This window comes from Nonlabens sp., from assembly GCF_018401815.1.
Classification (GTDB): domain Bacteria; phylum Bacteroidota; class Bacteroidia; order Flavobacteriales; family Flavobacteriaceae; genus Nonlabens.
The window spans coordinates 313575-326414 of the sequence record NZ_JAGYKG010000001.1 but is presented as its reverse complement, the minus strand read 5'-3'; the positions used below and the strand labels follow the sequence as shown (position 1 = coordinate 326414).

The following is a 12840-nucleotide window of genomic DNA, read 5'->3' as shown; positions in this document are numbered from 1 at the left end:
CATACGGAGGTGCTTAACTAATTTTTAACCATAAAAAAAGCCCTTGATTTCTCAAGAACTTTAAGGCTAATTAGCATCAACACTACTGAATTCGTATTCCAAATGCAACATATTGCGCATCTATAGAGTTGTTTTTAAAAACTTTGTTCAGATTCATACGACCGAAGAAAGTAAAATTATCTCTACCTACATAAGCATCTATACCATATACAAATGGATTTGTGTCAAAGGCGTTTACGGTTGCTTGTTTAATGTCTCTGCCGTTTTCTTCGTATCTTAATTTAAGCCTGGAGCTCATGTTGAAACCAACAAATCCTCCTAATCCTACTTTCCACTTATTCCACTGATTGTATCTTATTCTTCCATCTTCATATTCTTTTTTGGAATTCCCGCCATATTCTAACTGGAAAGGAAAGACCAACTGATCTTGACGGAATTTTGCGTCTTTTACATCAAAACCTATTCCTACTACTTGCGTATTATCTGTATTAGGAGAAAAGATTCTGTTTCCATTTAATTCGGTTTTCTGAGATTGATAGGTCACCCCATAGTTCATTCTCCATTTATGATTTTTACTAATGGCCGTTTGCCACTGATAGCCTAGCGAGAAATAATTATTATTTTCATAACTAAAATCCTTAATCCCTAAACCTTCTCCATTCATAAAGTTAAATCCAGCACCTAGCGTAAAACCGGAAGTAGTCAAGATCTCTTTTTTATTTTTGTGAAAAGTTCCAATATTAATTTCAATTCCTTTTTCAGTTGATATTTCGATGCTTGACGCTCCGATATCATCTGAACTGATAGAAGTTCTGATTTTAGTAAACTCAATTTCCCCATCAATTTTTTTGCGGTGTGCCGCGATCTGTATCGCTATATTTTCGGCATATTTCGTTTTTAGTTGATCTGCTTTCCCTTGTCCTAAAGCTCCATCTGCTATGCTTTTATTTAAACGAATTATATATTCCTTGAGCTCTGTTTTTAAATCAGAAACAAACAAACGATGTTCTTCCTCTAAATGACTGATGATTCTACTTTTACTCGCTTGCATGTTCTGATAAGCATCTTTGCTTAGATTCATGTATTTTATGACTTTACCATTTACAGTGTCTGTTTTTACAGGTTGTTGTTTCTCTTGTCCGTAAGAAAGAAAGTTAGAAAGTAGTGCTAAGATGAGTGAAATAAATAGTGTATTCTTTTTCATGATAAGTGGTTTTTAGTTATGGGTATGGCTGTCCGTTGATGTAAACGGCTTGTTGTTAATAGATAAGGTAATATGGGTTACTTGTTTCCTCCTATAAGAGTATAGGCCTCTGATTTCAATTTACCGAGTTGATCGTAGATGATGTCATTGACTCTATTGCGTCGATCTGCCTCGATATCCCATTCTGTTTCTCGTAGTAATCGATCTGTATTTATTTCTTTTCCAGCAACCTCTTTTAAACGAACATTCTCAAGCGCTTTACTTAGAAGTAATTCCATTTCTTGATCGGAAGTTAATGTTTGAGCTTTATTTTGAGTTTTTGCATTTGCAATTGCTGGATTAATGGAATTGTCTTCTGGGATATAGTTATTTTTTATTTTATCCTTAGCTGTTAGAACTACATCTGCGGTTGCTCTTGCTGAGTTGGTACCTGTTTTGTTGTTACTCAATTTTTCTTTAGAATCAATAAAGTTGGATTTTTTTCTAGAGGAGGTCTTTTCAGATGAAATACTTTTTTTAGTGTTCCCATTTTCTTCTAACACGATCTCATTTTCTTTTGTAATGATGTCCTGCGGGATCACCTCCTTGTTTTGATGGCTGCTTTTTTCCCAAGTGATTTTCTTATCTTCAATCACTAATTCGCTTTGTTTTTCTGCTCCATCGATTTGGTTAGTAACTAGAGGATATAAAAAGAATCCAAAAACTAGAGCAGCAGCAATAGCGCCCAACCAATAAATCACTGGCTTCTTATCTTTTTTTTCTTCTTGATCTAATCGAGAAGCGAGTTGATCCCAAGCGCTTGCACTAGGCTTAATCTTGCGATTTTCAAAAGAGTCTTTTATGTTATTAAGCTTCATAGTGTTGCTTTCTAATTTGTTGTACTTGTTCTTGGAGCATCAATCTTGCTTTGCGATACTGCGTTTTGCTGGTGTTCTCAGAGATATTTAAAAATCGGGCTATTTCCCTGTGTTTCATGCCGTCTATGGTTAACATCACAAAAACACTTTTATAGCCATTGGGTAAATTATCGATACATTCTTGAATTAAATGAAGGGGTAAATCAGCTTCATCTTCTTGAACATCTTCATCACAGCCTATTTTTTCTTCATCAATTTCATCTTTAAACTTAAAAACATCCTTTTTTCTCAAATGATCGATACATTCTCTTGTCATGATCCTGCGTACCCAACCTTCAAAACTTCCTTGATAAGAAAAGCGGTCTAGTTTGGTAAAAATTTTAAAAAAACCATTCAGCATGATTTCTTCTGCTATTTCTACTGGCGAGATATACTGACGGCATACGCTCAACATTTTGGGTGCATGCTTGTCAAAAAGATGCTTCTGCGACTTTCTATCGCCTTTAGCAGCGTTTTGAATCAGCTTTTTTTCATTGGTATAAAGGTGTATCACTCTCACAATTTACATGCTTTCTATTTATAGAGACGAGGATGTTTTAAAAAAGTTGCCTGGAAATAAAAATAAAAGTAAAAGTAAAATGAGAATGAAAAGAGAAATCAAATAAAAATGACTGCTGGCTCCTTGAGGACTGGTTACCTAAAGTGGCTTGCTAGGTTATTAAAATGCAAGGCTATCATACATGGTTGTACTATAGTTATTTAAATCTTTAGGGATGAGGGATGAGGGATGTGGGATGAGGAATATGGTAATAGCGTTTTGGTTTTGAGGTTGGCTATGGAAAGGTCCATATGAAATAGGTTGTAGGTTTTCTGCTTTCGCGAAAGCGGAAGGCACCAAAAAATGCTTCTTCTCAAGTAGATGAAAAGAAGCATTCCTGTAAGTTGGAGACCTAGTATCTAGGTTCTTCCGTTTTTATTAAGGGCTATTTGTTTTCTCCTTTATACCCGAAGCGTCTTAACTGCTTTTCATCACTGCGCCAGTTTTTATTCACCTTTACATACAATTCTATGTGTACCTGCTTACCAAAGAATTTTTGTAAATCTTTTCTAGCTTCGGTTCCAACGCGTTTTAATGCAGCTCCTTTATGGCCTATAATGATTCCTTTTTGAGTTTCGCGTTCCACCATAATCACAGAGCGTATTCTAATAATAGTTTCATCCTCAAAAAATTCTTCGGTGTCTATTTCTACCGAATAGGGAATCTCTTTCTTATAATGGATTAAGATTTTTTCTCTGATGCTCTCGTTTACAAAAAAACGTTCGGGCTTATCGGTCAAGGTGTCTTTGGGATAGAAAGCTGGAGAAACAGGTAAGATCTCTACAATACGGGATAATAATTCGGGTACCCCAAAATTCATTAAGGCACTTACTGCAAAAATTTCGGCTTTAGGCAATCGTTCTTTCCAGTGAGCTACCGCTTCTTCAAGTTGAGCAGGATCTCCTTTGTCAATTTTATTGATCAGTACAAATACAGGAACTTCTGCAAAGGTCAAGCGTTTTTCAAAGGCTTCGTTTTTTAATTCTTTCTCGCCCAGCTCTACCATATAAAGAATACAATCTGCATCTTCAAAGGCGTTTTTAACAAACTCCATCATACTTTCTTGAAGCTTGTATGCTGGTTTTATGATACCAGGAGTATCGCTTATTACCGCTTGAAAATCTTCCCCATTAACAATTCCTAGAATACGGTGACGGGTGGTTTGTGCTTTTGAAGTGATGATAGAGAGGCGTTCTCCTACCAGCGAGTTCATCAGCGTACTTTTGCCTACATTAGGGTTACCGACAATGTTTACAAATCCTGCTTTATGTTCCATGCTACAAAGATAGTCTTTAGGCTTTCATTGAGGAATTCTCTTCCTTAGTTTTTACAGAAGAGGCGCTATGGTTTTGTATGTTCTAGAAGTGTTTTTAGAATCAGCTTTCATATACTTCTATGAAGTAACTTTAGTCGGGTGTAATTTTTTAGAAAACTTTATGGATACGTCCCATTAGAATATGAAAATTAGACAGGTTCTGCGATTAAGGTGAGGTTTGTTGAAATTCCGCTTTCGCGAAAGCGATATACAACCATTATTCTTTTATCAATTGATAGGTCGAACTAGAACCCATCGTGTCTTCTATTTTTAAAAAATAAGTACCTGACGGAAGATTTGAAGTGTCTATAAAACTTTTCTTCAGCACAGTTCTTAATTGTTGGCCTAGAGTGTTAAAAAGGGTCATTTTAGACAACTTAGTTTTACTAGTTACCCCAATTTGATCTGTAAATGGATTTGGGAATACGGCTATAGGTAGTTGGTTTGCATAAGTATTAGATAAGGTGTAGGCATCTTTAAAGCGCACAAACATCGTTCTCCTTGTAGTTGCGTCTGTATCAAGACCGACTACGACTATTTTACCATCATCTTGCAGCAAGACTTGTCTGCTGTAATCTTGATGGGTACTGCGTTGCACAATAAAACGACCGTTGTTACCGAAGCTATTCACGAGCACTCCATTCTCACCTATATTAAGGAGCAACAAGTCATAATTATTATTCCCTATGATATCTGCCTGAGCTATATAAGAACCGTCTGGTAACTGAGCTATACTATAGCTAAAAGTAACTCCATAATTACTCGAGCCATGGTTATAATAGCCGTATCCAGTAGAATTAAATGTGGTATCTAAGGCACCGTTTGCCGTAAGTTTATATAAAGCCATTTGGGTATTTAAAGAATTATTACCAGCAGCGCCTATGATCAATAAACCACCATCTGCAGTGATGATTATATCTCTGGTCGTATAGTTTTCTAAAGGGTCATTAATAATTAGGCTGCCAGAAGTTCCAAAGGAGTTGATATAAGCACCTTGTGCATCTAACTTTATAACTATAACTTCGTATTGGTTGGTGGAAGTATTAAGCCTTGTGCCACTAATAATCAGCTCGTCAAGACTGTTGATTTTTAAATCGGTGATACGTGCATCTGCGCCTAGAGCCAGGTCTTGCACTCCATTTGTGCCAAAGGTGGTATCGAGATTACCGCTTGCATCATACTTAAGTAGTTTTGTTTCTACAACGGTACTTTGTGTGGCTGCAAGAACGTAAATAGCTCCATTACTGGTGGTTGCTATCTCCCAAACCTCATCATCATCTGTCCCTAGATTCGTTTTTACATGTCCATTAGTTCCAAAACTCGTATCTAAACTTCCATCGGCTAACAAACGAGATACAAAAACATCCCAATAAGTGCCAAATGAACTAAGATCACTATCAGAGGTTCCTGCTATGAGTATTTTACCGTCTAATAAAACTTGCATTGCATTTGCGTTATCCTTAGAGTTTGCCACTATATTATGATTGGCGTATCCGTTAGTGCCAAATGTAGGGTCGCTAGTGCCGTCCTCCATACGCTTTTCAATAACATAGCTCGTAGAAGCATTTGCATTTCCTGCGACGAGGATTTTGTTGTTAGGCAGCATGGCAGACACATTTACAAACCTGCCGTTTGTTGCTCCTGTTGCGTAACCATTTGTTCCATAGGTTGGATCTATAGATATGTTTTGAGGTAATGCTACACTACAAACAAATGATAAGGTTACACTTAAAAAAAGGTTCTTTTTCATGTTATAAAAATACGGTTGGTTAAAGTTTCGCTTTCGCGAAAGCGGTAGAAAATATTCATTCATTCATTCATTCTTTCATTAATTGATTAAGTCCAACTAGCCCCCTTATCGTCTTGTGTTTTTTAAAAAAAAATAGGTATCTCGTAGCATATTATAGGTTTCCAAAACTTGCTGCAGTAAAGTTCTTAATTGTTGGTTTATAGTTTTTAAAAGGGCTTACGGCAGCATTAAAAAAGCCTGTGATTTTAGGCTAATGAACCTTTGATGACACTTTCCACTACTTCAGGATTTAGTAAGGTAGAAATATCTCCTAATTGATCAGATTCTTTATGTGCTATTTTTCTCAAAATACGTCTCATGATTTTGCCACTGCGTGTCTTAGGAAGTCCATCGGTAAATTGAATAAGGTCCAGCTTTGCAATGGGTCCTATTCTTGAAGTGATTAAATCGTTGATTTCTTTGCGCAGGTTGTCTTGATTTCTGTCTTCTCCTGTTTCTTTTAAGGTGACATAACCGTAAAGCGCATTTCCTTTGATATCGTGAGGGTAGCCTACAATAGCACTTTCTGCCACAGCAGGATGTTCATTAATAGCATCTTCAATAGGCGCTGTTCCTAAGTTGTGACCACTTACAATAATGACATCGTCTACACGACCTGTAATTCTATAATAGCCTACGGCATCGCGCAATGCTCCGTCACCAGTAAAGTACATATTGTCATAGGCACTAAAGTAGGTTTTTCTATAACGATTGTGATCCCCATAAATGGTACGCGCCATGGATGGCCATGGGAATTTGATACACAATTTACCTTCTACTTGGTTGCCTTGAAGTTCTTTTCCATTATCATCCATCAATGCGAGTTGTACTCCAGGAAGAGGTAGGGTCGCAAATGTAGGTATGGTAGGAGTAGAATAGGGAATAGGACTGATCATAATACCACCAGTTTCTGTTTGGAACCAAGTGTCTGCAATGGGGCTTTTCTTTTTACCTACATTTTCATTATACCAGTGCCAGGCTTCTTCATTGATAGGTTCACCCACCGTGCCTAGAACTTTTAAAGAGCTCAAGTCACGAGAGTTGACATGAGATATGCTTTCTTTAGCCAGCGCTCTAATGGCAGTAGGTGCGGTATAAAATTGGTTGACTCGGTGTTTATCAACAATATCCCAGAATCTTCCAAAGTCTGGATAGGAAGGCACTCCTTCAAACATAACTGATGTAGCACCATTACAAAGAGGGCCATAAACAATATAGCTGTGACCGGTAATCCAGCCTATATCTGCCGTACACCAATAGATATCATTTTCTCGATATTGAAACACATTCTTAAAGGTGTAAGCGGTATACACCATATAACCTGCAGTGGTGTGCAGCATGCCTTTAGGTTTTCCAGTAGATCCAGAAGTATAGAGTATAAACAAAGGGTCTTCAGCTTCCATAATTTCTACAGGGCATTTCTCACTGATGTTTTCTAATAATGGCGCTGTCCAATGGTCGCGACCACGTTTCATTTGCACCTTATTTCCAGTTCTTTTTACGACTAGAACAGTCGCTACTTCACAGTTCTCTAAGGCTTCATCTACAATAGATTTTAGATCTAGAGTTTTGGCACCTCGATAGCTACCATCGCTGCAAATAACCATTTTACAGTTACAATCGTTGATACGAGTAGCAAGAGCAGTAGCACTAAAACCAGCAAAAACTACAGAATGCACCGCGCCTATTCGTGCACAAGCAAGCATGGCGACTGGTAATTCTGGAATCATGGGTAAGTAAATGCAGACTCTATCTCCTTTTTTAATGCCTTGTGATTTAAGAAGGTTAGCAAATTGGCATACCTGTTTGTGCAATTCTTTATACGTAATGTGTTGGGCAGCTTCTTTAGGGTCATTAGGTTCAAAAAGCAATGCGGTTTTATCACCACGAGTCGTCAGGTGTCGGTCCAAACAGTTTTCAGTGATGTTGAGTTGTGCTCCTTGAAACCATGTTACCAGAGGTGTGTTAAAGTCCCATTCTAGAACCTTGTCCCAGCGTTTGCGCCATAAAAAATGCTCCTCTGCTACTTCTTCCCAAAAATGTTCTGGATGTCGTACGGATTTTCTATAAACCTGCCAGTACTCTTCAAGATGTTTGATATGGTAATTACTCATGAGTATCAATTGAACAATAAATTTAAAATATAAATTGACACCTCACTCAAATTACTCAGTTATCTCAGTATTATATTTTTTTTTTGAGGTATGGCAGGTAATTAATACTACTTTCGCCTACCCTAAATAAAAGTGTTGCATAAAATTATTCCTCTATTTTTTTTATTTTCTGTTATTTTTAGTGTTAATGCTCAGGACAGCGCACATTCTTCCATAGGCACCGTTAAGAAAGGTGATTTTTACGTGTACTGGGGTTGGAACCTTTCGGATTATAGCAGCAGTGACATTACGTTTAAAGGAGAGGGCTATAACTTTACTTTGGACCATGTGACCGCCTACGACCGTCAAAGTGATTTCAATCCTAGGAAATATCTCAATCCTGCTTCCATGACCATCCCTCAATATAATTTTAGGATGGGTTATTATTTTAAAGAAAATTACAGCTTGTCTTTAGGGGTGGACCACATGAAATATGTGGTAGCAGAAAATCAAACGGTCACCATTAATGGGGAGATTAACGACACGAATTCTTTATATAATGGTGTTTACAATAATGATTCTATTGTATTAACACCTAGTTTTCTCAGTTTTGAACATACTGACGGACTCAATTATATCAATGTAGGTTTAAGGCGTCACGACGATTTGTTCCAATACAAAAGCTTGGAGTTGAATACCTTATTTGGTATGGAATCTGGGTTTTTATTTCCTAAAACGAACACCCGATTACTCGATCAACAACGCTACGATAATTTTCATATTTCTGGTTACGGAATCAATGCTGTAGGTGGGATACAAGTCAGCTTTCTCAAATATTTCTTTGTACAAAGTGAGTTAAAAGGCGGTTATATCAATATGCCAAGCATCAGGACTACTATGGATGAAGCCGATTCTGCCAGTCAGCGTTTCTGGTTTTATCAGGTAAATATGGTATTTGGAGTTCGTTTTAAGATTTTTTAATTGGATAGGTGTTTCGCTTTCGCGAAAGCGGACCTATAAGAAAGACTTATGATTTTAGGCTTTTACAAGCAGTGGTTTGGCACATCTAAAAAGGGGGATTAATTTAAACAGGAAATTAAGGTGTTGTAAAGTATTTTTAAATTAGAGTACTTGATCAATAAGACAGCTGTAATCATCACATCGATTTTTTCGCTCAACTATTCAATCGTTTTTGAAAGGAATGCGTTATGTACTGTTAATTTTGTTGTAACCAAGTGATAAAGTAACCTTACTTTGGCAGGTAAATCATTTCTATTTTGTTAATTTAGAGGTCATTAAAAAATATAAACATTATGAAATTAATCAAATCAATCGGAATAGTTGCGATGACCGTATCTTTATTATTGGTGTCGTGTAAAGATCAAGCTGCTGAAAAAGAAGCTGAAAAAATGAAAATGGAACAAGAAATGGCCGAGAAAGAGGCTGATTCTTTAAAGATGTTGGAAGAGGAGAAAATGAAAAGAGATGCTACGGCAGTAGTTATTAATGGGGATATGATGTATCCTGATTTGACTATTGTAGAAAATGTATCAACAAGTAACGACCTTACAACATTAGTGGCAGCAGTAAAAGCTGCTGAATTGGTAGAGACTTTGAGCAGCGAAGGACCATTTACGGTTTTTGCACCTACAAATGATGCTTTTAGTGCATTACCAGAAGGAACAGTGGAAACACTTCTGCAACCTGAAAATAAGGCAACCTTAAGCGGTATACTTACTTATCATGTAGTTTCTGGAACTATAATGGCTGGAGATCTTTTAAAAATGATCGAAGAAGGAAAAGGGAAAACTACTTTTGCCACAGTAAATGGAGCGACATTAACGGCAATGGTAGTTGATGGAAAAGTAATGATCAAAGACGCTACAGGGGCAACAGCAACAGTTGCTATAGCTGATGTAAAACAGTCTAACGGAGTAGTACATGTAATAGATAAAGTATTATTACCTTCTAACTAATTAGAAAATTCTAAATTTAAAATGGCTTTCCTTTTAAAGGAAAGCCATTTTTTTGTGCTACATATTTTTTTTTAATTCAGTAAAATAGGTTTTCCAAAACCTAATTTTTCTAGTTGATCAAATTGTGTTGCTTTATCTCCTACGATCAAGTAACTCATTTGTTCTGGATGTATGTACTTTTGTGCTAGATTTTTGACGTCTTCCAAGCTTAGGTTTTTAACGATTTCCTGTCTTTTTAATGCATAATCTATTGGAAGTTGATTTTCTTCTATATTAGATAGCATTCTTAATTTGGCTTCTTGAGATTCAAAGGCTCTTGCGCTAGATTTGATCATATAGCTTTTAGTGATTTCTAGATCTTCTTGTGTAAAGTTATCGCCATAATTGGAAAGGATTTCTTTTACTAAAGCAGTAGATTCATAGGTTACGTTAGAGCGTACTCCGCTATTGATATTAAATACACCAGCAATAGGAGAGCCGCTATATCCAGATCTGATTCCATAGGTATATCCTTTTCCCTCACGCAACTCTTGTGTTAATTGTGAGGCAAACCCACCGCCGCCTAAACGATAATTCAACACCTCTACTTTATAAAAGTCTGGATGAGTAGATGGAATACTCGGATGTCCAAAACTCAATATGGACTGCTTTGCATTAGGAACATCATAGAAATAAACCTTAGAGGAAACAGGTGCTTGTGTGGGAGCTATTTCAGGAATGTGAACCTCTTTTTTAGCCCATTTCTCATTTAATGTTTGAAGAGATAAAGTCACGTCCTCTTTTGTGATGTCTCCCACTACTTTAAAACTTGTTAGCTGTGGCGAGATATAATTGTTATAATAGAATTTGAGGTCTTCTATAGTAATCTTTTTAACGCTTTCTGCGGTTCCAAGATTATTTTGTGCCAAGATGTGGTCGTTCCCATAAACAAGTTTGTTAAATTGATTGGCAGCAATGGCTCTGGGACTTGCCTTTTGTTGTTGGATCTGACTCAAAGTTTGTTGTTTGATCAAATCAAATTCGACTTCATCCCAACGAGGGGCTAACAATACTTCATTGACAAGTTTCATCACTTCCTCATAATTACGAGATAAAGAACTTGCGCTAACAGAAATACTTTGATTACTTGATCTTACATTAATAGAGGCTCCTAATTGGGCGATGGCATCTTCTAATTCAGCAGGTGTTTTTGTTGCTGTTCCCTTATTCATTAAATCAGCTAGCATTCCAGACACACCTATTTTGTCTATGTTTTCTAAGAGCATACCACCTTTGATTTCCAATTTTAATTGTACTAAAGGCACTTCATTGTCTTCTATTCCCAATACGGTAATACCAGAGCTTAACTTTTCTCGATATACTTTAGGAATGGCTAGAGTAGGTGTAGATCCGTATGCTGGTTCTATTGTTCTGTCAAAACTGGACGGTGTAGGTTCATATTCTGCTGCGATGCTTGCGTCAAAAGATTCTTCTGCCCCTTCTACGATTTGTTCTTCTATTACTTGAGCCATTTGAGCATCTGTTACAGCGAGAGCAGTACTGCCTTTAGGTACAAAGCTAGTCATCACATAGTGCTGTCCTTTGATGTATTTTTCATAGACATGTTGTACATCTTCTACAGTAACTGCCTGCATGTTTTTCACGTCTTCAGTTAAAAAACCCGCGTCACCAGCGAGAATTTGGTATTGAGTCAATTGAAAGCCTTTCCCTAACACACTGGAGAGGCCTTGATAAAAATCAGTTTCTTCCCCAGTTTTAATACGATCTAAATCATTTTGTGAGATGCCATTTTTTTCAAATAGGGCCATAGCTTTTGTAATACTGGTCAAAACACTGTCGAGGTCAACGCCGTCATATGCTCTTGCAACAAGACTAAATTGACCAGCAAGCTCTGAAGTATAATTATAGGCATAAGCTTGGTCTGCCACTTGGTCTCCTTCAACAACTACTTCATTCAAAGGTGCTTTTTTACCGTTTGATAAATAAGTCCCTAACACTTTAAGTGCATAAGAATCTTTGTGGTAATTAGGTACCGTAGGCCAGGTCATTCCTATACGAGGGGTTTGCGCAAAATTATCTTCGTAGTAAAGATTCTTGTTACTAAGGAGTTGTACCGGGGCAACTTTAGTTTTTTCTACTTCTTTACCTCTTTTAATCTCACCAAAATACTTTTCTACCCATTTTAAAGCTTGGTCTTTATCAAAATCTCCTGCGATGGTAAGAACAGCATTGTTAGGGGTGTACCAATCATTATAAAAATCTTTCACATCTTGTAGAGACGCATTTTGTAAATCTTCTAAAGAACCTATTACTTGCCAATTATAGGGATGTCCTTCTGGGTATAGGTTTTTACCAACTACGTAAGATTCATGACCGTATGCGTTGTTGTCTACGCTTTGTCTTTTTTCGTTTTTTACGACTTGTTTTTCTTTTGCAAGCACCGGTTCAGTAACGGTATTTATAAAGTAGCCTAGTTTATCGGCCTCTGCCCAAATCATTTTTTCTAAAGCATCTTTGGGAACGGTTTGGTAATAGTTAGTTACATCGCGGCTGGTAGATCCATTTGCACCAGCTCCACCTATTCGGGCGCTCATTGCATCTAGTCCACCTTTCCCTAAATTTTCTGATTCTAAGAATAACAGATGTTCAAAAAGATGTGCAAAACCAGTTTTGCCTTTTTTTTCCCTCGAACTTCCAACATGAGCAGTTAATGCAACAGCTACAACAGGATCTGATTTGTCTTCATGAAAAAGAATGGTCAAACCATTATCTAAGGTGTGCTTTTCAAAGGGAATTGATATTTCAGTGGCACCTCCATTTTTATTTAGTGGAGTTTCTCGTGAATTATTGTTGCAAGAGATAAAAGCCGTTATTACTATCGCCGAAGCTAGAAGCTTTGCTACTTTCATAAGTACATGTTTTTATTTATAATTACCAAGGTACTTATTGTAGCAAATCTGTAAATGTTAAAATCTGTTAAAACCACAAATCTGGATATAAAAAATACA

The 12840-nt window shown here is 37.0% G+C and carries 9 protein-coding genes; 2 read left to right on the top strand and 7 right to left on the bottom strand.

Annotated features, from left to right (window positions below):
- Positions 1-82 precede the first annotated feature (82 nt).
- From KG732_RS01520 to acs, 6 genes are all read right to left on the bottom strand, one after another.
- On the bottom strand, positions 83-1204 hold the full coding sequence (locus tag KG732_RS01520) for a hypothetical protein (protein ID WP_213520538.1): 1122 nt from the start codon (positions 1202-1204) through the stop codon (positions 83-85).
- Positions 1205-1281: 77 nt separating this feature from the next.
- Entirely contained in the window at positions 1282-2061 is a 780-nt protein-coding gene (locus KG732_RS01515; RefSeq protein ID WP_213520536.1) for a hypothetical protein, read from the bottom strand.
- Positions 2051-2614 carry an RNA polymerase sigma factor gene (locus tag KG732_RS01510; protein ID WP_367271466.1) on the bottom strand — a complete coding sequence of 188 codons (564 nt, stop codon included), beginning with the start codon at positions 2612-2614 and terminating at the stop codon, positions 2051-2053. The genes KG732_RS01515 and KG732_RS01510 overlap by 11 nt, the downstream gene beginning before the upstream one ends.
- Positions 2615-3044: 430 nt before the next feature.
- Positions 3045-3935: a GTPase Era gene (era, locus tag KG732_RS01505; protein ID WP_213520532.1), complete on the bottom strand. Its 891-nt coding sequence runs from the start codon at positions 3933-3935 to the stop codon at positions 3045-3047.
- Positions 3936-4191: 256 nt separating this feature from the next.
- Positions 4192-5787 (bottom strand): T9SS type A sorting domain-containing protein, encoded by a 1596-nt coding sequence (locus tag KG732_RS01500; protein WP_213520530.1) that lies wholly within the window; start codon positions 5785-5787, stop codon positions 4192-4194.
- Positions 5788-5969: 182 nt separating this feature from the next.
- On the bottom strand, positions 5970-7877 hold the full coding sequence (gene acs, locus KG732_RS01495) for an acetate--CoA ligase (protein WP_213520528.1): 1908 nt from the start codon (positions 7875-7877) through the stop codon (positions 5970-5972).
- 132 nt (positions 7878-8009) lie between these two features.
- Here acs and KG732_RS01490 point away from each other — a divergent pair, with 132 nt between their 5' ends.
- Positions 8010-8837 carry a hypothetical protein gene (locus KG732_RS01490; protein WP_367271465.1) on the top strand — a complete coding sequence of 276 codons (828 nt, stop codon included), beginning with the start codon at positions 8010-8012 and terminating at the stop codon, positions 8835-8837.
- A 476-nt stretch (positions 8838-9313) separates the two neighbouring features.
- On the top strand, positions 9314-9832 hold the full coding sequence (locus tag KG732_RS01485) for a fasciclin domain-containing protein (protein WP_300980298.1): 519 nt from the start codon (positions 9314-9316) through the stop codon (positions 9830-9832).
- Between the two features lie 71 nt (positions 9833-9903).
- Here the strand turns inward: KG732_RS01485 and KG732_RS01480 are convergent, their stop codons facing one another.
- Entirely contained in the window at positions 9904-12741 is a 2838-nt protein-coding gene (locus KG732_RS01480) for a pitrilysin family protein (protein WP_213520526.1), read from the bottom strand.
- Positions 12742-12840: the final 99 nt, after the last annotated feature.